Here is a 22,803-nt window from a genome sequence, read left to right as displayed (position 1 = left end):
TATCATAGTCTTTTGACTTTAAGTATTCAGCAATCCCACTTGTATGATTCAATATCTGCCGAATCGTAATCTGGTTAGCATCATATCCGTTTCCTTGAATGACGCCAGGCAACCATTTTTCGATGGAGTCATCTAGATTCAAGCGGTTCTCTCCAGCCAATTGAAGTAGAACTGTTGCAATGAATGTCTTCGTCGTACTGCCAATGCGAAAACGAAAATCTGTTTTCATCGGCTTCTTGGTTCTCAGATCCGCTATCCCGGCGGCATAGCTCCAATTTTTGCCACCCTTAGAAATTTGAGCGAGTATTCCAGGGTATCCAAGTTGGAGTGAATCCCGTATTGCTTTCTTAACGGAAGTACGATCGCTTTGATTACTTGTTTGTAACGAACTAGATACATTTTGCGTGGGTTCTGCTTTTACAATTGAGGCTGGTGTTATGTATAACAGGGAACTTCCAGCTATTAAAAGTGATAGACTTGCACATGTAATTTTACTGCATGTTTTCATAAAGCATCCTCTCCTTTATTTAAATTGTAAAGTTAGTTGCTTGCTGTTTCGTATTAATCACACAGCTATCATCTCCAACAATGACAAAAAAGTCAGAATTAAATTCGTAATTATATTCATAATTATTATTTTTCCAAAGGCTATTCTGTCTTAACAAACGGTAAATCCCTTTTCTTCCACATGTATGTTAACCCCAGAAATTACTTCTTTTCTTTGAAATACTCTTATTACTGGTTTGTTTTTTCATATATAAGTCATATCTGTTCCGCCTTTCACACCGCCTTATATTTTTATCCTACACAATGAAAATCTCTTTTTTCTTACCTATTCCTTACAAATTACTTACGTTCAAAATAGCTTCTATAATAGGATAGAAGGAGCATCTGTACCCGAAAGTTCAAAGTATTTTCCAATAAATATATTTATCAAAAAGAAAAACAGATTTTTTTCGCTCCTATGTTTCTTTTTTTCGTTTTGGGGAACAATTAATTCTTAAGTTGATAGCGATGGGGCGGGACCCCAAACAGTACGATTTTATTCCAAAGACACAACGAATTTACTACACACTTTTTATTTATCCCACACTCTCATCTGCTAGTATTACTATTTTTTATTACTAATGTTGCCGTTTCACTCGGATGGCTAAGAGGAAAATGATGTCCATATGGAACAAAATCAACCTTACCAAGATGCGATGGAGCAGAATAGGCTCTGTCATAATCCCCCCAAATAATGTGAAGATTATACTTTGTTACTTCATTGAAATCACCTTGATCGTTTTTCAGGAGTAAACTGTTAAGCTGAACCGTAGTATTTAAAATTCTAGGAGAAGTAAAACTGTTACTTATTTTTTCAATATAATGCTCAGGGATGCTCTCCGTACTTTCAAACAAACCATTACTTAATAAATAACGCCCTATCAAATTAGTAGTTGCTAGTTTTAATGTCCATTTGTTCATAAATTGAGGAACATTTAGCGATTTAGCATTTTTTTTAGCAACAGGTGGCTGAAGTAAAGTGATTGAATACTTCTTATCTATGTACTCTTGTACCAATGCTTCCAGAAGAATAAACGCACCGAATGAATGGCCAATTAGATGTGCACCATTCGTAGCTTTCTCCAATAACTTTTTCACTACATTCAAATAGATATCTAGAAGATTTTTCTCTCGTTTAAAAGGAGAACGTCCCAAACCTGGAAGATCCAAAATCCATACAGGTTGACCAGTTTTTTCATGAAGCTCTTGTGCTAAAGGAAATAAATCTTCTCCATCACTCAATAAACCATGTAATAAAATAAACGGTTTACCCTCTCCTTGTAATTGGTAAAGGGTAGTGTTATCGCATAATGTTCGTTTAAATAAATGATTATGCTGGCCATTTTGATACATCATTCGATAATCCAGATCAGCTACTACGGCAGGCAAAAATTTCATTACACTCGTCTTCTTAAACCAATCTCCTCCCATAATTTTTTTCGCTGAAACATTTAGGAAATTTTGTTTTGTAATAAAATTCAATCCATCAGAAGGAATTTTTGTTATTTTACTTACTCCACTATTCATAATTGCTTTCATAAGTGGCATTGGAACAGAGATTTTTGGTGCCCTCATATTCATACTTTCCGACATAATACTTAATAATTCAGCAATGTTCTGATCGTACTGTTTGTCTTCAACAAGTGTATATGTTTGAATAGTCGGTTGCTCCAATCTGAAAACCTGCACAATAAACTTCGCAAGCTCATCGTTTGAAATAAGTGGTAACCTATATCCCTTACCTCCAGGAATCACTGGCATGAGCCCTCTTCGTATACTCATCACAAGCAAACCTAATCCTGCTATCTGCTCTGTACTCCCTGTTTTACTACTACCGACTACAGTTGGCGGATTAATTACAGAAAGCGGATAACCTACTGCTGATGCCTGCTGACGGATATAGAGATCTGCTAAAAATTTTGTTCTCTCATACGGATTTTTTATTTTTAAATAATTGTTTCCTTCTTTAAACACATCAATTGCAACCTTGCTATTTTTATCATCAAAGGGACTCATATAACCTACAACATGAATAAATTGTTGCAAGCCCTTCAATTGATGAATACTTTTAGCTAATTCACTAATATGTTTGGCGCCATTTAAAAATACGGAAGTTGCCTCTTTACTTGTCGCTTGAATATCCATGGGGCCTCCTGCGTGAATAATCACATCCGTTTTCAATACCCTCTCCTTATCTTCAGCACTTAGACCTAAATCTATTTTCGTCAAATCACCTTCAATAAAGTGCATAACTTCCTTTTTTAAGATGCCTCTTTCTTGAAAAAGGCGTATTGCTTTACTTTTCGACCTTACTAAAAGAAGCATTTTAACATCCTCTTTGACTAATTCTTTCACTAATTGCTTTCCAATAAAGCCTGTTCCACCAGTTAAAAATACTGTTCTCATATAAAATCCCCTTTGTAGTACTACTCAGTACTAATTTGATGTAAAAAAAATGCTTCTTTTATCGAAGCAATTTTAAAAAATGATCTGCTGTTTTCGTGATTACAGTTGCATCTTTCAATGTTTCTGAAATAAATAACGCTCCCTCAAGATTTGTAATAAAAAGTGATGCAACCTCATCAATATTAATCGTATTTCTGAATTCTCCATTCTCTATCCCTTGTTTAAGTAATAGAGAAACTTTCTCTTGTAATCCTGTAAAAAAAAGACCTATTTTTTCTTTTATTTGCGTGGCCTGTGTAGGACTTTGAATATAAAGAGTAATAAATGGACAGCTCCCCTTATACTCTCTCGACTGAACTCCTTGTGATAATTGCTTTAAAAACAGTTGGATACGATCTTCAACTAAAAATTGGTTCTGAGAAAGTACGTCATCAATTGCAGATTGATACATTTCAATCCAATAATCAACGACCCCTTCTAATAATTGTTCCTTATTAGAAAAGTGATAATACACATTAGACTTTGAAACTTTGCTTACACGTACTAATTCATCCATACTTGTATAAGCAAACCCTTTTTCTAAAAATAATGTTGCAGCTACTTCAATCACACGTTTTTGATTCATTAATTTTACCTTTGTCATAACTAGAACTATATAGTACTAATTTAAATATTGCAAGTATTTATGTTAATTTAGAAAAAAGTTGAACTGAACCCCGAAATTGTTCATTCACTATCGTCTAATAGGGGGCACCATACATGCCCATCAACTTAAGAAAAAGAAATGCCCCCTTATTCAAATTGCCTAGCTAAAAAATCACGTTTTAATAGACTTCTTTATCATCCCTACCTTTCTATAAATTACTAGTTATGAAGTAGTGCCCCTATAAACAAAACCCGCCAGAAACATCTAAAATCTGCCCCGTTACCCAGCGGCTATCAGAAGAAGCAAGGAATGCTACTGCATCTGCAATATCTTCAACTTGCCCTATTCGCCCGAACACAGATGAGTTTGTAGCAAAATTTCGTATTTCCGGATCATCTAGCAATTTTGCATTGATATCTGTCTTCGTATATCCAGGCATAATTGTATTCACTGTTATACCTCTTTCTCCAAGATGTTTAGCTAGAGGCAGTGTCATCGTATTGAGTGCACCTTTACTTAAACCGTATGCAATGGATCCTGTAAAACCAAGTCTTACTTCAGCTGATGAAATGTTAATAACGCGCCCCTCTGCTCGTAGTAACGGTAATGTTTGCTGAATTAAGAAGAACGGCGCCTTAATATTTACGGACATAATTTCATCAAAAACTTCTTCTGTTGTATTTTCAATCGTCCCTTGTATACCTATCCCTGCATTGTTTACTAAAATATCAATCTCTGATGTACCAACTCTTATTTGTAATTCATTCTTTAATTGTTCTACTAGCTTTTTAACACCATCGATTGAATTAAGATCAGCTTCAATTAAAAATGCCTTTCCTTCATTAGATTCAATCTCCCTAATTGTTTCATCTGCAGCTTGCTTATTTCGGCCGTAATGAATCGCAACTAATGCACCGTCGTTTGCCAATCTCATCGCAATCGCACGACCAATACCGCGACTCGCCCCTGTTACTAACGCTACTTTCCCATCAAGATTCTTCATTTTTTCCATCCTTCCTAAATTTCTGTTTGATAAAAACCTATACTTATATTTTCATATAAACACCAATCATTTTAAATATAGATTTATAGGTAATTGAGTTCGTTCACTTATGATATTATAGTTATAATTCGTAATTCACTTTAGAAAACACAATAAGGAGGCTACACAATGCAAAACGCAGTAAAATTAGATGAAATCGATCATAAAATTATGAACTTGTTGTATGAAAATGCGAGAATTTCTGTTTCAGAAATAGGACGGATTATATCCATGACGCAGCCTGCTGTAAAAGAGCGTATGAATAAACTTGAGGATCAAGGCGTTATAGCGGCTTACCGAACGAAATTTGAGCTTTCCAAAATTAATAAAAACATTCAAGCATTCATCATGTTTAAAACAAGCCAATGCTCTGATTTTATCCAATATTGTAATGCCGCTCCTGAAGTAACTGATTTATATCGAATTAGTGGGGAGTTTAATTATATGATGAAGGTCATGAGCGATTCGATGGATTCCCTCGCTGCATTTTTAGACTCTTTAATGCAATTCGGATTATCATCTCCTTTAATTGTTTTAAAGAGTGAGTTTGAGGAGAAATTGTCGTTCTAATAAAGTGATAGGCACCAGCTTTCCAAAAAAGAAAAAGGAGTGGATTATCCACTCCCTTTAACCACCTACCCCTGATTTCTCTGCGCCTCTCTAAACTCTTCCTTCACCTTCTCTAACAACCCTTCTTCCGTAATTAATCGATACGCGGTATTTGCTAGTGCTTTTGCTGATGTAATTAGAGCTTTGTCTCCTAATTCTGAACGTGCTGCTTCTCTAAATTCATTCGTATGTGCAATTAAATCATCTGGGCCGATTTTAATGTACGGGTGGATTGTCGGTACAACTTGGCTAACGTTTCCTGCATCGGTTGAACCAATACCAAATCTTTCTTTACGATTTACGTCTTCCCCGAGTAATTCTAGTTCTTCAGCTACGACGTCGTTATATGTTTTTGTTACGAGCAGTTCATCGATTTCATTTTGGAATTGATGGATTTTTACTTTTGCACCTGTTGCTAGCGCTGCTCCCTGTGCAATATTTTTTACTTTTTCTGTTACTTCCGCACATCTTTTTCGCGTTGCTGCGCGGATGAAGAATCTTGCTGCGGCGTAGTCAGGAATAATGTTAGGTGCTTTTCCGCCTTCTGTAATAACGCCATGAATTTTCACGTCTGACGGAAGTTGTTGGCGAAGTGCGTTAATGCTGTTGTACAGCTGAATCACCGCATCTAATGCATTAATTCCTTCTTCAGGTGACGCTGCCGCGTGAGCTGTTTTTCCGTAAAAATGAAAATCAAGTGGATCGACTGCTAGTGAAGGGCTCGTTGTCGCTGTTTTTCCGCTCGGATGAATCATAAGCGCCGCATCAATATTTTTAAATAAACCTGCTTTTACATAACTCGATTTTGCGCTACCATTTGGCCCGCCTTCTTCTGCTGGTGTACCAAATACGACAACTTCTCCGCCGATTTCTTCGAGCGCTTCTGATAAAGCGATTGCTGCTGCAACGCTAATGGTGCCAATTAAATTGTGACCACACGCATGACCGAGTCCTGGTAAAGCGTCATACTCAGCTAAAAATGCGATTGCTGGTCCTTGTTTTCCTGAACTTTTTCGCGCGATAAATCCTGTTTCGTGTCCAGCTATATTGTGCTGCAACTGAAATCCTGCACTACCTAGTAATAAACTTAACGTTCTAGATGCATAAAACTCTTGATTACCAATCTCCGGATTCGCATGAATATCATGACTTGTTTCTATGTACTTTTCCTTATTTCTTTCGATACTCTCTTCAATTGTTTTTCTTTGTGACGCTACTCCTGTCGCTCCCATTTTTCTTCCTCCTTTTATTTTCACGTAAAAAAGCCTCTTTCTAAAAGATAGAAAGAGGCTTCTGTATATACAGTCAAAATGAGCTTCTTTCTTATCTTTCAAGTTACCTTGCTGGAATTGGCACAGTATTCATAACGAATCCGCTGCCGAGGTATCATAGGGCCAGTCCCTCCACCTCTCGTGATAAGAATTTTCATAAAATTATATTAAATTACATTCATTCTAAGTTCATTCCAAATAAAAGTCAAGGAATTCCTATCCGAATTTACCGAATATCTAAAAATCCTTTTAATACACCAATTGTTTCTGGTGCTTGCAGTCTTGCACATACGTACGGAAATTCTGTACTACCTTCAAATATCATTTGAGACGTGAGCGGTGCGCCTGCCCAGAAGATTTCATCATCAATTACGATAAACGGGAAAGCTTTATTTTGTCTTTGTAACTTTACATTTTTTAACGGAACTGGTCCATCACTATACACCGTTATTTGCGCATTTGTACGCATTAACGCTTGCCATACTCGCTTATCCACTTGTTTTGTACTTGGAAGTGAAATAATAATTTTTCGTTTTGCGGCTAAAATATCTTTTAATAGCCCTTTCGTTTCCTCAAGATTCATTTCCATAAACCAGCGTAATCGTTTCGATATTTTTCGTTCCCACAATTGTCTTGATGTCGTGCGATCATACACATCTCCGTGGCGTTCTATATGAGCCGTTAATTGTGACAACGCTTGTTTTCTAGAAAGGTTTTTACGCATATAATGACAATCTGATAATTGAATGAACTTCCCTCTCGCCCTTGTCACAGCAACGTTGACGAGACGATGATTTTTATGGTCAAAAAATAAAACGCCAGGTCGTTCTTGTGGATAACTGTCAACCGTATCAAAGATCATCATATCTCTTTCAGATCCTTGGAATTTATGAACTGTCGCCGCTAAAACTGGTATGTTTTGATATTTCGTTCTCTGTAACATCTCTCTAATACACGTTGATAAAAAGCGAGACTGCGCTCTGTAAGGCGTCACAACACCAATTGATTGCACACCATCTAACAGTCCGATTAACATCATTTGCATTGCTACTAAACCAGACATAATGTTAAAACGAGATCCTGAAGCAGCATCTTTTAACGAAAAGGCCCCCATTTGGCTCGTATCAAATAAAACACTAGCTTCATTTGCGAATGGCTGCAATTGCGCAAGTTCTTTCCGTTCTGAAACTGATGGATGATCATATACCCTATTTTTATAAATAAATGAGTTTGTAAATTTCGATATATCCGCATGCATACGTCTTTGTTCCTGCAGCATAAATAGGTTCGGATGTGCTTCTGATTTATTGACCGACTCAACAATTCCGGCATGGTAAAACATATCTTCGCCGAGCCATTTTCGAACGAGTTCATGGTTGGCCATCGCAATTGGAGGTAACTGTAAAAAGTCACCACAAACGACGATACGTTTTCCAAGTGAAGCAGCTAATGCGATTTGCGGAACGAACGCCATACTCACTTCATCTACGACAACTAAATCAAATGTACGCTCATAAATAAGTGAATCAATGGCGCATTTTGATAAAGTTGCGCCGATTACTTTCGCATTTTCAATGTATTCTTTTTCTACTTCTTTAATTTTCGCTCTCTGTTTTCGAAGATCACTTTCAATCTCCTGCATACGCTTCTTATCAGCAGATGTTGCTTTATACGATAAGATTTTTTCACGAAGCTCTTGGCGTGTTTCTTCTAAATAGAGTCTTTCCTCGCCCCAAGATCCGTTCGTCGTTTCAACTAACTTCGACGCAAGTAACGTTTCATGATTTCGTATATGTTCATGTTGACTATAACCGTAACGAACAATTTCGCCAGGTGTCCATTTCTTTTTCTTTTCAATTTGCTTCGTTACTTCACTCATTAATACGTCCACTGCGGCGTTACTATGAGCTAACACAAGTACCGACTTTCCTTTTTGATAATGAGCCGAAATAATGCGTGATAAATTGTAAGACTTCCCTGTTCCAGGTGGTCCCCATACGTACGTTGTCGGATTATAAAACGCGCGATACGCCAATTCATTTTTCGGGTTTTTCATCTTCTCGATATGTTTCGGACTGCTCGTCCCATCAACAAGACGCTTTATACGATTACGTTTTAGCTTATCTTTACGCGCTTCCTTCAACCTCTCTTGTAGTTGCTCTAAAAGCTGCCACGGTTCACTGTATAAAACAGCTTCTCGTATTTCACCTTGTATATAATCATTTAATTTCAGTTCTATTTCTAATCCATGTACAGATAAGACTTCTCCTGTCGCTTCCTCACCATCGAACTCAATTCGAATCGGTGAACCTTCAGGTAAGCTTACTTCCGAAATAAGCTGAAATACATATACTGTGTTTTCATAATCTGTATATAAAAAACGACCGTTCATGATAGAAATTTTACTACCACCTATCGTTTTCCAATGTTTAATTTCATATGCTAATGCATAATGCCACTCTTTCATCGTTTCCGATAATGAAGGAGTTTGAGTAGGTGTATTCATCGTATAATCTCCTTCCTTCTCCCCAAACATACTTTCTCACTATACCATATAATACGCTAAAATTTGTAAGGTTTTTATCTTGCTTATTTTCTTAATTTTCAATATTATATTGTATATAATTTTCAGAAAGAAGGAATCTACATGCCTGTTAGAAGAATTGAACACGTTGGACTTATGGTTGCAAACTTAGAAACATCTATTACTTTTTATGAAAAAGTAGTTGGCTTACAGCTCATTAAACGTATGGGGCACCCGAATCCAAACTTAAAACTCGCTTTTTTAGGTGTGGAAGAATCGAAGGAAACGATACTGGAACTCATTGAAGGTTACAACTCCTCTCTTCCGGCAGAAGGAAAAGTACATCACATTTGCTTTAAAGTGGATTTATTAGAGGATGAAATCGAAAGACTAAAGAAACACGCAGTAACCTTTTTACTAGGAGAAGAAATCGAAACATTACCAGATGGAACACGTTACATATTCTTCGCTGGTCCTGATGGGGAGTGGATTGAGTTTTTTGAGACGGAGAGATAAAGCAAACCTTTATTTTGCGGATAGAAAAGGAGCCGGAATTCCGCCCCTTGTTTTTAACCAGTAACAATGAAACATACCTCCAACCTAAGAATTTACCAAGATTAAAAACACAATCATTTTGTTAGGAGGAGAGAATGGGAAATACAGTCTTTATTATTGTTTTTTGGATACTGATACTATTTCCAATCCTTTATGTAATCAAGATAAAGGATTGGAATATAAAAACAGCTGCCTTATTTGTTGGAAGGGTTCTATTAAGCATTGTCTATTTCATAAATGGAATGATGTTAGGACTGCAACGAAATTGGGTAGAACCTCCCTATGAAACAGAATGGGATTTCTTTGTAAAGTCTTTACTAAACGGAAGAACTGATGCACTTATACACTTGTTACTTCTAATTATTATCATTACTTTGGATCTATTCTTTACATTTTATTATATCAATAAAAAGAAATAGGATATTCTATCCTATTTCTTTTTTTATGAGTAGCGCCATATCGCTATCAAACTAATGTTTTACGCTGCCCCTAAACAATAATTTTTTACATTTTTACTCTGAGAATGTCAATTTTACTATTTTTGGGGTATTTATTTTTACTAGCTTGATGGACATGGGTTTGATTTATTTTCTTAGGTTAGTAGACATGTGGTGCTATCCCATTGCTATTAAACTAAAAATTTAAGTGTAATATCATTTAAGGAAATACTTAAGATACAAATAAAATATCTTTTCCATGTCGCATTGTTTTATTGAAGTCTATCCCGAGTTGTAGCTAGTTCAATGATACGGTAAATTCGGAGTTCGGTGCACCAGCAAATACAACCGTTCCGTTCTCTGGTAGTTTCACTTTGTTATTGTCACTAACGACGGTAAAATTGACGCATACTCCATTCTCATCATACACCGCGAATGAACTTCCTGATGGCAACTCCACATTCATTGTTTTCCCTGCTGCCTCTTGTGGGATCGTAAACCATTTCGCATGCCCATTTTTTTGCAGTGTAACTTTCGATAATTGACCTGTATCAAGGGATTTTACGTTAGATTCACTGACATATAAAAAGCTGGCCATCTCCATATATTCAGTACCATCCTCTGTATAGAAATGGGCTTCCTTTGTATCCCGCCCATTCATCACGGGAATCTGAATTTGATGCGTCGCCGTATTCGGACCTGTAATTTTTTTGCCGTCCCAATACCCATCCTTGATCGTAATTTGTGTGTTAAGAGGCATTAGTTGTCCTAGATAGTTCATAGAATTAAATTTTTCGTTAACGAGGTAGAATTTGCCACCCTCGCGCTTCGCCCATGCAGCAGCTGTTTTCTTCGGTAACACATTGTTTTCTAATTTCTGGGCTAAATAGTGAGTCAGCACATTTTGCCCCAATCCCGGTGATAATTCATATGTGCTCTCTCTCAAATAAACTTTTCCATTCTTCTCAGTGACGAAGTTAAGCTTGGAAGTACCCTTCTCATTTATAAAGCTTCCATCCGCCGTATATACATATTTTTCTTCTGGTTTAGTTGGTAAAAACAGTTCTCCCTTCTTCGTAATTTCTATTTTGAAATCGCTGTAGCTATTTCCATACAATCCTGCTTTTTTTACCACGTCTTGGGGCACTTTAGCCTTGACTGGCTTGCCGAAGGATTTATCTGGTTTTATATCCTTAATTGCCCCTTTCTCTTTAAGCCTAGCTAGCAGTAATTTATTTGCCAACAGTTGATTTGTCATGCTGCTCCCGCCGGAGGACAATACAGCTGCTGCCATCTTCTGTTCTGGAAGCACGACCAATGTAGCATGTTGCAGTATCGTATCCCCACCCTTAGTCAACGCTTTTATCCCATATTCACTGAATGGGTATAGTTTCACACTATCCCAGCCAAGTCCATAGTTGAACATATTTCCGCTATCTCCCGGCCACATTCCTTTTTTATATTCTTCTTGTTCCATCGCCTTGACTGCTTTATTAGAGAGAATTTCTTTTCCCTGTCCCATAAATATTTGTGAGAATCGCACCACATCTTCTGCAGTAGAAGAGATTCCTCCCGTACCAATTAGATTCACCATTTCACTTGGTAGCTGTCCCTGGTATGTCGGAGTATACAGTCCAGCCCGCTTTTCGTCTTCCCATTTGTCTTGCGATGTTATCGTATGATTCAGTTTTAATGGCTCTGTAAACTTTTGATGTAGAAATTCAGTAAAACTCATACCGCTGACTCTTTCTACCAAGATCTCAGCCAGTGTAAAACCGTCATTACAGTATACTGAGAACGCACCAGGGTCTGCCTTCAAGTTTTGGTTGGACAATTGTTGCAACAAGATATCATGGGCATAAGCATCATTATCTTTAAATAAAAATGCATTATTGAACGTCGAACCTTGCAAACCCGAGGAGTGATTCAACAGCATACGCGGTGTAATGCGCTTATATCGTTTATCTTTCATTTTGAAATCAGGAATATAGCGGGCAACAGGAGCATCCAAATCAACTTTTCCTTCGTCTACTAGTTTCATAACAGCCGCAGCCGTATATACTTTACTGGTTGAACCAATTCCGTATAGAGTATCTTTAGTTAGTGGTTCTTTCCCTTCTATGTCGTTCTTACCTGTCTGCCCCGACAAAATAAGTTTACCATTATCAATCAGCGCATACTGTACGCTAGCCGTCTCATAGGACTTCGTGAGTAGTTCAGCGTTCTCTGCAGCAATCTTCTCCAAATCTTTGCTAGCAACTTCTTGGCTAGATACAACCGGAGCCTTACTGCTAGAAGACGCTATCGCTCCTGTTGGTAGGCTCATCGTTAGAGCCAAAGTAGCGGCTAACACCCCAGATAATTTATTTTCCATAAAAAAATGCCTCCTTAGATAAATGATGAATTTCATCTTTTATTTGTTCAATTACAAACATCACATAAACTACTATTCTGGCTTTATCCCTACTGTCGTAACAAACGGTAAAACCTCTCTTTTTCGCATGTATATTAGTACCATAAATGATTTTTTTATTTAGAATGTGCTTATTACTAGTTTGGTTTTCCTATAAATAAATCCTGTTTATCCTCCCTCTTTTGTGCTTCTCTATATTTGTATCATACATAATAAAAATTTCTTTTTTCTTATGCATTTCTTACAATTTCCTTACGTTCAAATCAATTCTATAATTAGGTAGATTTTATTTTAAAATCTCCAGGATAATAAATGCTTATATAATCCGACAATTTCATAGAAGATGGATTCATAACCCTGCGCCAAATCATCATACACATCTCTGCTATTTCCTTGGATGCCCCCCTCAACCTTTACAATAGTTCCAACTGGCATCAACACTTCTTCACGTTCTTATAACCAGTAATAACTAATCAACTCCTTACCTGAAAATAAATGAATATAGAAAAAGAGAGATAAGGTTAAAATACCTTTATCTCTCCTTTTCTCTCACAAATTTTGCGAAGGATTTTTTTGTTTTTGGGTTCATCTGTTTTCTTAGCTTGATGGGCATGAGACGTTAAGAAAAAGCAAACTGAAAGAATTAAAGGAGAAGAATTTATTTCAATAAAATTTCTTTAAAGTACTTTTACGTCACTTTCACAAATGTAAGAACTCTCATATATTACACTTCATACATCCTTTTTCAAGGAACAATATACCGATACACAAATCCCCTCACCATCAATTTAAGAATTAAAAAAAGAAGGGGATTATCCCCCTCCTTTTTACGCTTGCTCCGACTGTCGGAATTATTTAATAAAACCACGATTCAACTTAGTTAACTTTTCATTGATGTTAAAAATTCTTACTCTAATATCTTTAACACCAGCTGTTTCAAGTCTGTTCTTGTGCATTTCCGCGTATTTTTCAGCATCTTGTTTTTCTTCAAATACATAAATGCCTCCAGCTTCTTTTGTTTCTTCATTCTCAGTCCATATTTTCCAGTGGAATCCTTCTTCTTCGTTAATACTATTTGCTAAATCCCAAAATCCTTTTTCCATTTCTTCACCAAAAGGACCTTCAAACGGAAAATCAACTTGTAATAAATATGCCATTTTCAATCACTCCTATTTTTAATATAAAATTCTTGCCATTCTTTTACTGATTATGATCCGAATGATCGTAATGTCTAAATTCGTATTGCTATTATTATTCAAGCACTAATTGGAGAATCCCCCTATTTGTAACATAATCACAAAACGATAGTAACTTGAACGCATAAAGTGAAAGTTTAATAGTTTTCAGTTATGTTTAAAAAATATGATACAAACTTACCCCTAAACTAAGGACAAACAAAACAAGCGCAGGTATTGCTTTCTTAAAAGGATCTCTCGCTAATACAATTAGAGTTAATGCGGCTGCAAGCATCGTACCGCCTAATAACAATCCTGCCCATAAAGCTACTGTTGGAATCCAAATTCCTATCAACATTCCAATCGCTCCTACAATCTCAAAAGCTCCAGTTAAGAAATTAAAAAACGAAGGTAAACCAAATCGTTTGAATTCATCTGCCATTTTCCCCGATATAATTTTCGTTCCTGTCATTAAAAAGAACAGAAACAACACTACTTCTACAATATTGATGAAAATTAAAATAGTAATCACACCTTTCTTATTATTTGATAAAAACTCAGTATTGTTCAGGTAGTAGTCACTACCTTTACCCTATTTCCTGAGATTCCCCGTATGGAAGTCACTTCCATTTACATTACCCTTCTCAATATTAAAGGGCCAAAAATTATATATGCTATAGCATATATAATTTGAAAATTTGACTGGCACTAAGCAAAAAAATGAACCTGAATCAGATATGATACAAAATAAAGTTATCTTCCCATTCGTCCAAACAAAATTACATGCTATAGCACATATAATATCTAAAACAAAGTTTGTTCCTTATGAATAGCATAGCATCAATAAGGAACAAATATTAATAGTGTGTATCATACAATTTGTTTAATAACGATTGTAATACTTTAATTTCTTCCTCGCTCAAATTACTCGTAACGAAATGGTGAGCGTCTTTCACTACAGGCAAGATTGTTTTCTTTAACTCGTCACCTTTTTCAGTTAAAAAAAGGTTATGTGAACGCCTATCTTGGTCATTCAAAGCCTTCCTTACAATCCCTTTTCTCTCCATTGACTGTATCATTCTAACAACAGTAGTTTGATCTTTATCAATAGCTTCCGCCAACTCTTTTTGAGTAGTGCTCCTTTGGCTACAAAGAACACTAATAATCCCCCACTGCTCTGGCGTCACTCCATACGGCTTTAATTTCTTCGTAAAATAATTGGTCATTTTCACATCAGTACGATGAACAAGATAGCCTATTAAATCATGTAAGTTCATATATCACCTCTATAAATTAAGATATAAAAGGATACAGCATACCAGTCAATCATTCACAATGAATGTATTTGTTTCACCACATATATGCTATGGCACATATATTAAAGTAGATTATTTTAATTGTCAAATGATTTACCTATTATTTTGCAAAAACAAAATCGCCTCCTTAGATTATAGAAGGAATGACTAATTTGACGTATTTCTCTGACGATTTCTCCCTTATCGTTTTATGATATTCTAATAACATTTGATAAAATATGGTATCGATAAATAGTCAAACACCTTTAAAGATACCTCGTCCAGTTCTTGCTGTTGCAAGATAAACAGCATATAATCCGTTAACCACCCACATTAGCAACGAAAACATAAAGAAAAGGCATTCCAAATATGAAACACCTTCTTTCGTTTTATAAAACCATCCACTTAAATCTATTTTACAAATATAACATTCAACACGCTGAAATCTTCTATTTAACGTAATCACTCATTTAACTAAAAAACTTAGTTAATTGCACAATGCTCTTCTCACTTTTCTTGCAAAATTTAGTGGATCATCAACGTCTTCGATATTAACGTAAATCAAATTTGGATCATCACATAACCACTCATTGTGTATAGACGAAACAATTATTCCTTGTTTAATAATTGTCGCCACAAATTCAGTGACTTCTTTTTGTAAGAGTGCTACTCGGCCTAGGCATAATGCTCGTCCAGTTTTATTGTCTCGTGATTCGAATGAAAAGGAAGTTGTTACTCTAAAACGTTTTCCCAAGATTGTTGCTCGTATTTCATCCCTGTTTATTGTTGCCACGCATTTCCCACCGGCGAATCCTTCTTGTCCACCTATGATTCTTGCAAACTGTTGACAAATTAATTCATCATTAAACGCCATACCTTTAATCATTCCCCCTTTTACTGTTAGGTTATGAATGAATACATAGGTCTGAAACGGTAATGAATCTAATGTATTATAAAAAAATGATGACAATCTACCGAGAGCTATTAGCTCAATTATTCTTGATCGTATGAATTGTTATCAGAGTTTAAATGGTGCAGAATTTTCATTTTATGTTTAATGGGCATCGGAGACTGAAAGCAAAACTCAGCTATTATATGATAAGACATTTTTAAAAAGCATAAAAAAGACACCCTAAGGCGCTATCCTCCGACTTGAGAATCGTATCTATGTATGGAGAAATTTAGAAAAGACAAATACAAAAGAGAAGATTCTAACTATAATTTATAGAGATCTTATGCCATGAATTACTTACTTATTTCCTTATTTACCAGGAGAAGAATCTCAGTTACATTATTTTCTGAACAGTCTCGTTAAAGCCATCCCAAGAAATCCAATGCCTATTCCTATTAGCCATCCAGTTTGGGCATTACCTAACATAGATCCCACTCCTCCACCAAGAAACATACAGCCAACGAATACTAATCCTCCAATTCCCAATTTGGCCGTTCCATAATTCAATCACATCCTTTCAATAAAACATATGCGATTAGCTCCCTCAACTTTCTTCCATAGGATAGTTCATTATTTTGCTTAGGTTTAGCACTATCAGGGAATTCGAAAATTTCTCTTTTTTATATAGACCATTCATTTGCCACATTTCTGTTTACTTATATTTTTTAAAAGAAGGTTTCCATTCTGTTAAATCCTGATAAACAAACGTTATATTGTTACATATTTCCTCTACAACTTCGTACATACGTTTCATATCACTAGTCGTAAATAATATAGATCCTTTGCGTTGAGTGCTATCTACAATAGGTGGTATGATGTCTCCCTCTTTTAGTAATAGATCAATTAATACGACCTCGGATATGTTACTTAACTCCTTATACTTGATTTCTTTTAAGCAACCTGGTTTTGGAATCAAGCTTAAAGACATAGCATGACATTTTGAAGATACACATCTAAATTCATCTATAGTCTCAGTAGCTAATGCATCATAATAGTATCCAAATTGGGATATGCCGGTTGTTAGTTCCACCATATCCCAGATATTACCACCACCTATTCTAACTTGAGATTCTATAATTATCGGCTTATTTTTTTTGTCTATCTTTACTTCTGTATGAGTAATGCCGTTTTCCATTTGCATGTCGTCCAAAAATAGCATTACTTTTTCCATAATTAATTGTTTTTGAGATTCATCTATAGGTGCTGGCATAATAGTATAGTTTATTATAAACGTACCTTCTTTAAATACTTCAGCTGATATCGCTAGTATAGAATGTTTTTTGTTATAAGAAACGGCTTCGACCGTATAAACTACATCACCTTCAATGTACTCTTCCACTAAAACAGGTAGTTGAATACCATTTTCTTCAAAAAATACCTCTACGTCATCTCCCGTGTCTAGCTTAGATACACCTTTACCACCTGCGCCAATCGGGGGCTTTATTATAATACTATCTTTTTTGTTCAAAAATTCATTAATATCTTTAATGTTATTGCAAACTGTCGAATCTATCGAAAAGTCTTTACCTGCTAGCATTTCACGCATCATGTCTTTATTGCGGGTTATCATATTAGCATTGTAAGAAGGCCCTTTAACATTAAAAATCTTTGCAATTATGCAAGCCGTATCTAATGCTGTTTCGTTGAAAGATACAACCACATCAAATGGTTTCTCTTTGAATAATTCTTCAGCATAGTATATAGACAAGGGTATATTTGTCGTGTCTAATTCTTTTTTATAGAAACATTTTTCTAAGATAGTCCCATCAAAATATATGTGTTTAGCGTACGATCCTATGTACGAAACAATATAGCCACTGTCTAATGCATCTTGTATAGGCTTTGTCCATCCCCCTATAAATAAAATGTGGGGTTTATTTTCTATGTCAGTTCCTTTTAATACCTTATGCATCACAATCATCTCCTCTAAAATGAACTCGTATATTCAATATCATTTCCTTTTGATACGCCACGTCTTAACAACGCCACTAAACACAATGTTGTTCCGAATCCCCCTATGAATAACGTAGTTTGAAGCCCAAATATAGAAACTAAAAATGCACTAGCAAAACTTCCTAATGCCCAAGCCCCCCAATTCAGCGTACGTTGTACAGCATTTACTCGGCCTAGCATGTGACTTGGTGAGGCAAGTTGTCGTATGGTTGCAGCGTAAGGGCCAAATACACCTTCTCCCATACCATGTATGATACTTGCAGCTACTATACCGATAATGGTTCCCATATATCCCATTATCGGTATAAAGGCCAAACCAGTAACTGATACAGTAGCGCTATAAATAAGCATTTTTGTATTATTAATTTGTTGACTTTTTTTCATGAGTATCGTGTTACCTATTAAAAATCCCACCGCTGCTGAGCCTACAACAAACCCTATTTCAAGTTCAGATAGACCCATTACCTTATACAGGAATATTACTAAAATACTATTTAGTATGTATTTAAAAAAACCGTAAACAGCGCCACAGGTTACAATTGGTTCTAATACAGGGTGTTTTTTAAAATATACCAAGCCTTCATATATGTTTTGGTATATGGATTTTATATTTACGTCTTTTAAAGAGCCCTCTGTATGCGGTTTAAACTTGGAAATAAATAATACAAATGCAAAACAAACAAAATACGTTACTGCGTCAATAGTAAAAGAGCCTGTTAATCCAAATAGAGTAATGATGATTCCTGCTAGCATAGGACCAATTACTACAGAAAGAGACTCCGAAAGTGCTAGTTGAGCATTTCCTTTTTTTAAATAGTCTTTATCTGTTACTATTTCAGGTAAGAAAGAAGGAATGGCAATGTTGTAAAACGTGGTGAATATCCCATTTAAAAACATGATAAATACCAGTAAAGGGAACGTTATAATATTTGTTACAGTCAGTATGAATACTGATAAAAACAATACTCCTTGACATAAACTACAAATTAGCAAGACATTTTTCCTATGAAAAATGTCTATTAAAGCACCGGCTACTAACCCGAAAATTAGGTAGGGTACAAATATAATCCCACGAAGCATGGCAGCATTTGCCTCGCTTGTTTGTAGCACCTCTAATGCAAAAAGAGGCAAAGCTACCATTGTAAGCTGGGTACCTAACAAACTTATAGACTGTCCTAGCCAAAGCTTGTGAAAATTAAAACGTTTGCTATCTTTCATAATATCCCCCCACTAAATTCATATTTATAAATTATCAAGTTAACGATATAAATAAGAACAGGAAAAGCCTATCTTTCAACTAATGTCTGTACCACATAAAAATTCGAAGCCTAATATAAAAGCGATTTTAGTTTCAAAATGAAGACTTGATCTTTAAAGCTCTCTTGGCTATTAAAAAGCTCATTTTCCGATTTTATGTCACTTTGAATCACCTCCAGCATCAGTATAACCTTGAAGGCACGCTGTTGTACGCATTTTGGAATGTAACAGCAAGATATCAAAGTTACGATGACAAGTTTTTATGTAATTATACGTAATCAAATCTGCACGATTTGAGAAAAAGAACAATCTGTGAATCTAAGGTATCAAGTTTGAATTCAACTCGTCACAAATATACACTTGGATTGGAACGATACTTTTATAGCGGTGATATATCAAGTTACCCTTTCCTAGGATTCTTCAGAAAGAACAGCGTATTTTTTCATATTAGGTGTTATTTTGTTTTGTTAGTTTAATAGCGATGTAGCACTCCCCTTTCAAAATAGTAAAGTATAAACATGAAAAAACTCCTAACAAATTTTGTTCGGAGTTTTTTCAAATACGCGATATTTATTTAATCTTCATTATTGAGTTCTATTATACCTGTTCTAGCACTAACTTTTAAAATATTTAACAGATTATCAGGTGTCTTGATTTCCACTTCATATTCAAATTTTGATTGTGCTAAGTTGTCATCTTCTAATTCGAATTCTTTTTTCACATTAATAATTTCTCCATTTGTATGAGCTAAAGAAATTTCACGAACTTGTTTCTCTGTGTAGTTTTCATTCTTCTTTGCATAATTGTAACCCATACCATAATATCCACCAACAATAGCAATACCACTTACTAAAATAGCAATTACACTTATCATTATTTTCTTTTTATGTTTTAACATTTTCATCCACTCCTTAATTATTAATCATCTATTCCAAATCTTGCTTCAAGTGCATTTTCTGCTTGCTCTAATTGATCTTCCAGTATATCGTGTTCTTTTTCTTGCGTTTGATATTGCTCAACAGTTATCGTTCCAGCGTGATAATCTGCTTCTAGCTGATTATCAGATAGATCTATCTTGTCATCCAATTGGTCAATTTCTTTTTTGGCTGCTAAGTACGTATTTAAGTTATCTTCTTTTGCTCCAACTGGTTTCGTGTTATTTGCCTTTTCTACAATAGATGAGACTTCGTTTTTGAAATCTTGTATTTGTTTCTTATCATTTGTAGCAGCTTGTGTTTTGTTTGGTTCTTGTTGTAGTTGAGCGACTTCTTTTTGTAATTTATCATTTTCCACTTTCAGTTGTTGTACTTCTGTATTGTTATCAACTTGAGTAGAACAAGCTGTTAAGAATAAACAGGACATTGCTCCAATCAGCATCCATTTTCCCATTCTGTTTTCCTCCCTTTACATATGCACCTTATCCTTGCCTTTATATTACTGAACAAACATTAAAGGAAGATTAATGTACAAAAAATAAAGTGAAGGCTTTTACAGGCAGTTAATCTCTACCTAACTCCCTCGCATTCGCCAAATTTTTAGTGTGAAGTCTTACTGCCCGTTAATGCGGGATAAAATGATATAATTAACTAGTTTCTAATCTTTCTTTAATATTTTTGAATTATAGTGATACATACTAATAAGAAGAAAAGGAGAATGTTAATGCGAGTTCTTATCGTCGAAGATGAACAAGACTTACAAAATATATTGGTGAAACGATTAAATGCAGAACATTATAGTGTCGATGCATGTGGGAATGGAGAAGATGCCCTGGATTATATAAACATGGCTACCTACGATTTGATTGTCCTTGACATTATGATTCCCGGAATAGATGGTTTACGCGTATTACAAAGATTACGCGCGGACAATAATGCAACTCCTGTCTTGCTTCTTACAGCTAAAGATACAATTGATGATCGTGTAACAGGACTCGACTTAGGTGCAGATGATTATTTAGTAAAGCCTTTTGCTTTTGATGAACTGTTAGCAAGAATTCGAGTGTTAATGCGAAGAAAAACAGGAAATACATCTAATGTGTTTGAAATCGCTGACCTAGTGGTAGATTGCAATATGCATAAAGTAACAAGAGGAGACCAAGTTATCACTCTTTCCAGTAAAGAATTTGCTATTTTAGAATATATGATTCGTAATAAAGAAGTTGTGTTGACACGAGATAAAATTGAGCAACATGTGTGGAATTACGATTATGAAGGTGGCTCGAATATTATTGATGTTTACGTCCGCTATCTTCGCAAAAAAATTGATAGCCAGTTTGAAACGAAGTTAATTCATACAGTACGAGGAACTGGTTACGTATTGCGAGTAGAATCATGAAAAGACTATCAATAAAAATGAGAGTAACTCTGTGGTATACGGGGCTAATTGTAATTATTATGGCACTCGTGTTAGCTTTTATTTTAACTTCTTCAGATAAAGTTTTGCTTTTTAATATGAAAGATCAATTGAAGAACACAGTAAAAGAAAGCATGGAAGATATCGAATATAAGCATGGACAATTAAAGATGGACGATGATTTTGAAGCCTTAGAAGATGGAGTAAATATTAGTATTTATAGTAAACAAGGTGAGCTGCTAGCAGGAAATAGTCCAACAAGCTTTAATAAACAGATATCGCTTAAATCTGATGAAATACAAACTATTAAAGACGGTAATAAAGAATGGATAGTATATGATTTTCTCCATAATACAGGCGGCGATCAGCAAGTCTGGGTTCGTGGAATAATGACTATGAACCAATTATCCTCAACGATGAATACGCTTATTGTGGTAACAATCATCTCATTCCCATTACTTATTCTCATTGCGGCAGTCGGGGGATATTTTATTACGCAAAGAGCGTTTCGACCTGTGCAACAAATGAGTGATTCAGCTAGTAAAATTGGTGATGGTAAAGACCTTTCGAAGAGAATTAATTTACAAGGTTCACCGAAAGACGAAATGTATCATTTAGCACAAACCTTTGACAAAATGTTTGAGCGATTGGAGACATCATTTGAAAGTGAAAAACAATTTACATCTGACGCATCTCATGAATTAAGAACACCAACATCTGTTATTATTTCACAATGCGAATACGCTTTATCGCAGAGGAATAACCCGAAAGAAATGGAAGAATCGTTAGAAGTAATTTTAAAACAATCACGTAAAATGTCCGCTCTAATCTCACAACTCTTATTATTAGCAAGAGCTGACCAAGGAAATCATAATACTTTCCAATTTGAATGTATCAATATGAGTGAATTAACGGAAATCGTTGTAGAAGAACTTTCATTAATGGTTCAAGAAAATTCGATTGAAATAACAACTAATATAGAGGAAGACCTGTTTATTAAAGCAGATCAAACATTGATGATGCGTTTATTAATGAATTTACTAACGAATGCGATTGCTTATAGTAAAGCGAGCGGAACTGTGAATATGCAACTATTCCGTGATGAAACCAACATAATAGGTAAAGTCTCCGATAATGGCATCGGCATCAGCGAGCAACATATTACTAAAATATGGGACCGCTTCTATCGAGTTGACGCAGCACGCACGTCTTCAAACAACGGAAACACAGGTTTAGGATTGTCTATGGTAAAATGGATTGTCGAACTACACGGAGGAGAAATTGCAGTTGAAAGTGAATTAGGAGAAGGCAGTACTTTTACATTTAAACTACCAATTGAAAAAAGAGCATAATTTATGCGCGTCTGTCGC

The 22,803-nt window shown here is 35.5% G+C and carries 21 protein-coding genes and 1 riboswitch; of the genes, 5 read left to right on the top strand and 16 right to left on the bottom strand.

Annotation, left to right across the window (positions count from 1 at the left end; genetic code table 11):
* From ACS2QP_RS16695 to ACS2QP_RS16680, 4 genes are all read right to left on the bottom strand, one after another.
* Positions 1-508: serine hydrolase domain-containing protein (locus ACS2QP_RS16695; protein WP_438882639.1), on the bottom strand; the 508-nt coding region annotated here is incomplete at its 3' end.
* A gap of 587 nt (positions 509-1,095) precedes the next feature.
* On the bottom strand, positions 1,096-2,952 hold the full coding sequence (locus ACS2QP_RS16690; protein WP_438882638.1) for an alpha/beta fold hydrolase: 1,857 nt from the start codon (positions 2,950-2,952) through the stop codon (positions 1,096-1,098).
* 58 nt (positions 2,953-3,010) lie between these two features.
* On the bottom strand, positions 3,011-3,577 hold the full coding sequence (locus ACS2QP_RS16685; protein WP_438882645.1) for a TetR/AcrR family transcriptional regulator: 567 nt from the start codon (positions 3,575-3,577) through the stop codon (positions 3,011-3,013).
* Positions 3,578-3,836: 259 nt separating this feature from the next.
* Positions 3,837-4,601 (bottom strand): SDR family oxidoreductase, encoded by a 765-nt coding sequence (locus ACS2QP_RS16680; RefSeq protein ID WP_438882637.1) that lies wholly within the window; start codon positions 4,599-4,601, stop codon positions 3,837-3,839.
* A gap of 168 nt (positions 4,602-4,769) precedes the next feature.
* On the opposite strand from ACS2QP_RS16680, the gene ACS2QP_RS16675 reads away from it, so the two are divergent.
* Entirely contained in the window at positions 4,770-5,210 is a 441-nt protein-coding gene (locus ACS2QP_RS16675; RefSeq protein ID WP_438882636.1) for an Lrp/AsnC family transcriptional regulator, read from the top strand.
* Between the two features lie 65 nt (positions 5,211-5,275).
* Here the strand turns inward: ACS2QP_RS16675 and ACS2QP_RS16670 are convergent, their stop codons facing one another.
* Together ACS2QP_RS16670 and ACS2QP_RS16665 are read right to left on the bottom strand one after the other, a co-directional pair.
* Entirely contained in the window at positions 5,276-6,481 is a 1,206-nt protein-coding gene (locus tag ACS2QP_RS16670) for a M20 family metallopeptidase (RefSeq protein ID WP_438882635.1), read from the bottom strand.
* A gap of 88 nt (positions 6,482-6,569) precedes the next feature.
* Positions 6,570-6,671: riboswitch (SAM riboswitch) on the bottom strand.
* Between the two features lie 75 nt (positions 6,672-6,746).
* The gene (locus ACS2QP_RS16665) at positions 6,747-9,056 is read right to left on the bottom strand and encodes an AAA domain-containing protein (protein WP_038356552.1); all 2,310 of its coding nucleotides are present in this window, start codon (positions 9,054-9,056) and stop codon (positions 6,747-6,749) included.
* Between the two features lie 111 nt (positions 9,057-9,167).
* Here ACS2QP_RS16665 and ACS2QP_RS16660 point away from each other — a divergent pair, with 111 nt between their 5' ends.
* On the top strand, positions 9,168-9,560 hold the full coding sequence (locus tag ACS2QP_RS16660) for a VOC family protein (protein WP_438882634.1): 393 nt from the start codon (positions 9,168-9,170) through the stop codon (positions 9,558-9,560).
* Positions 9,561-9,694: 134 nt separating this feature from the next.
* A complete protein-coding gene (locus ACS2QP_RS16655) occupies positions 9,695-10,018 on the top strand; it encodes a hypothetical protein (RefSeq protein WP_438882633.1) in 324 nt (107 codons plus the stop codon).
* 316 nt (positions 10,019-10,334) lie between these two features.
* Here the strand turns inward: ACS2QP_RS16655 and ACS2QP_RS16650 are convergent, their stop codons facing one another.
* The 10 genes from ACS2QP_RS16650 to ACS2QP_RS16605 form a co-directional block, all read right to left on the bottom strand.
* Positions 10,335-12,410 (bottom strand): serine hydrolase domain-containing protein, encoded by a 2,076-nt coding sequence (locus tag ACS2QP_RS16650; RefSeq protein ID WP_438882632.1) that lies wholly within the window; start codon positions 12,408-12,410, stop codon positions 10,335-10,337.
* Between the two features lie 890 nt (positions 12,411-13,300).
* Positions 13,301-13,606, bottom strand: coding sequence for a monooxygenase (locus ACS2QP_RS16645; protein WP_098772155.1), 306 nt, complete (start codon positions 13,604-13,606; stop codon positions 13,301-13,303).
* Positions 13,607-13,802: 196 nt separating this feature from the next.
* Positions 13,803-14,153, bottom strand: coding sequence for a DoxX family protein (locus ACS2QP_RS16640; RefSeq protein ID WP_438882644.1), 351 nt, complete (start codon positions 14,151-14,153; stop codon positions 13,803-13,805).
* A gap of 328 nt (positions 14,154-14,481) precedes the next feature.
* Entirely contained in the window at positions 14,482-14,901 is a 420-nt protein-coding gene (locus tag ACS2QP_RS16635; protein ID WP_001048566.1) for a MarR family winged helix-turn-helix transcriptional regulator, read from the bottom strand.
* A 505-nt stretch (positions 14,902-15,406) separates the two neighbouring features.
* Positions 15,407-15,805: a DUF1259 domain-containing protein gene (locus ACS2QP_RS16630; RefSeq protein WP_000589729.1), complete on the bottom strand. Its 399-nt coding sequence runs from the start codon at positions 15,803-15,805 to the stop codon at positions 15,407-15,409.
* Between the two features lie 405 nt (positions 15,806-16,210).
* A complete protein-coding gene (locus ACS2QP_RS16625; protein ID WP_326263837.1) occupies positions 16,211-16,378 on the bottom strand; it encodes a hypothetical protein in 168 nt (55 codons plus the stop codon).
* Positions 16,379-16,523: 145 nt separating this feature from the next.
* Entirely contained in the window at positions 16,524-17,783 is a 1,260-nt protein-coding gene (locus tag ACS2QP_RS16620; protein ID WP_326263832.1) for an ATP-grasp domain-containing protein, read from the bottom strand.
* 14 nt (positions 17,784-17,797) lie between these two features.
* Positions 17,798-19,042 (bottom strand): MFS transporter, encoded by a 1,245-nt coding sequence (locus tag ACS2QP_RS16615; protein ID WP_069358105.1) that lies wholly within the window; start codon positions 19,040-19,042, stop codon positions 17,798-17,800.
* Positions 19,043-19,655: 613 nt separating this feature from the next.
* On the bottom strand, positions 19,656-19,979 hold the full coding sequence (locus tag ACS2QP_RS16610; protein ID WP_438882631.1) for a PepSY domain-containing protein: 324 nt from the start codon (positions 19,977-19,979) through the stop codon (positions 19,656-19,658).
* Between the two features lie 20 nt (positions 19,980-19,999).
* Positions 20,000-20,470 carry a hypothetical protein gene (locus ACS2QP_RS16605; protein WP_000521301.1) on the bottom strand — a complete coding sequence of 157 codons (471 nt, stop codon included), beginning with the start codon at positions 20,468-20,470 and terminating at the stop codon, positions 20,000-20,002.
* A 270-nt stretch (positions 20,471-20,740) separates the two neighbouring features.
* Here ACS2QP_RS16605 and ACS2QP_RS16600 point away from each other — a divergent pair, with 270 nt between their 5' ends.
* Together ACS2QP_RS16600 and ACS2QP_RS16595 are read left to right on the top strand one after the other, a co-directional pair.
* Complete coding sequence (locus ACS2QP_RS16600; RefSeq protein ID WP_001264528.1) at positions 20,741-21,415, top strand: response regulator transcription factor; 675 nt, start codon at positions 20,741-20,743, stop codon at positions 21,413-21,415.
* Positions 21,412-22,785, top strand: coding sequence for an ATP-binding protein (locus ACS2QP_RS16595; RefSeq protein ID WP_438882630.1), 1,374 nt, complete (start codon positions 21,412-21,414; stop codon positions 22,783-22,785). Before ACS2QP_RS16600 ends, ACS2QP_RS16595 begins: the two co-directional genes overlap by 4 nt.
* Positions 22,786-22,803: the final 18 nt, after the last annotated feature.

The organism is Bacillus cereus group sp. Bce019, assembly GCF_051781745.1.
In the GTDB taxonomy this organism is placed as follows: domain Bacteria; phylum Bacillota; class Bacilli; order Bacillales; family Bacillaceae_G; genus Bacillus_A; species Bacillus_A cereus.
Note: the sequence above shows the minus strand (reverse complement) of the source record. Positions and strands in the feature narration are given on the sequence as shown.

Bases quoted from the DNA above. Each gene is read 5' to 3' on its own strand.
- ACS2QP_RS16690 (WP_438882638.1), bottom strand. From the start codon at position 2,952: ATGAGAACAGTATTTTTAACTGGTGGAACAGGCTTTATTGGAAAGCAA.
- ACS2QP_RS16685 (WP_438882645.1), bottom strand. From the start codon at position 3,577: ATGAATCAAAAACGTGTGATTGAAGTAGCTGCAACATTATTTTTAGAA.
- ACS2QP_RS16680 (WP_438882637.1), bottom strand. From the start codon at position 4,601: ATGAAGAATCTTGATGGGAAAGTAGCGTTAGTAACAGGGGCGAGTCGC.
- ACS2QP_RS16675 (WP_438882636.1), top strand. From the start codon at position 4,770: ATGCAAAACGCAGTAAAATTAGATGAAATCGATCATAAAATTATGAAC.
- ACS2QP_RS16670 (WP_438882635.1), bottom strand. From the start codon at position 6,481: ATGGGAGCGACAGGAGTAGCGTCACAAAGAAAAACAATTGAAGAGAGT.
- ACS2QP_RS16665 (WP_038356552.1), bottom strand. From the start codon at position 9,056: ATGTTTGGGGAGAAGGAAGGAGATTATACGATGAATACACCTACTCAA.
- ACS2QP_RS16660 (WP_438882634.1), top strand. From the start codon at position 9,168: ATGCCTGTTAGAAGAATTGAACACGTTGGACTTATGGTTGCAAACTTA.
- ACS2QP_RS16655 (WP_438882633.1), top strand. From the start codon at position 9,695: ATGGGAAATACAGTCTTTATTATTGTTTTTTGGATACTGATACTATTT.
- ACS2QP_RS16650 (WP_438882632.1), bottom strand. From the start codon at position 12,410: ATGGAAAATAAATTATCTGGGGTGTTAGCCGCTACTTTGGCTCTAACG.
- ACS2QP_RS16645 (WP_098772155.1), bottom strand. From the start codon at position 13,606: ATGGCATATTTATTACAAGTTGATTTTCCGTTTGAAGGTCCTTTTGGT.
- ACS2QP_RS16635 (WP_001048566.1), bottom strand. From the start codon at position 14,901: ATGAACTTACATGATTTAATAGGCTATCTTGTTCATCGTACTGATGTG.
- ACS2QP_RS16630 (WP_000589729.1), bottom strand. From the start codon at position 15,805: ATGATTAAAGGTATGGCGTTTAATGATGAATTAATTTGTCAACAGTTT.
- ACS2QP_RS16620 (WP_326263832.1), bottom strand. From the start codon at position 17,783: ATGCATAAGGTATTAAAAGGAACTGACATAGAAAATAAACCCCACATT.
- ACS2QP_RS16615 (WP_069358105.1), bottom strand. From the start codon at position 19,042: ATGAAAGATAGCAAACGTTTTAATTTTCACAAGCTTTGGCTAGGACAG.
- ACS2QP_RS16610 (WP_438882631.1), bottom strand. From the start codon at position 19,979: ATGTTAAAACATAAAAAGAAAATAATGATAAGTGTAATTGCTATTTTA.
- ACS2QP_RS16605 (WP_000521301.1), bottom strand. From the start codon at position 20,470: ATGGGAAAATGGATGCTGATTGGAGCAATGTCCTGTTTATTCTTAACA.
- ACS2QP_RS16600 (WP_001264528.1), top strand. From the start codon at position 20,741: ATGCGAGTTCTTATCGTCGAAGATGAACAAGACTTACAAAATATATTG.
- ACS2QP_RS16595 (WP_438882630.1), top strand. From the start codon at position 21,412: ATGAAAAGACTATCAATAAAAATGAGAGTAACTCTGTGGTATACGGGG.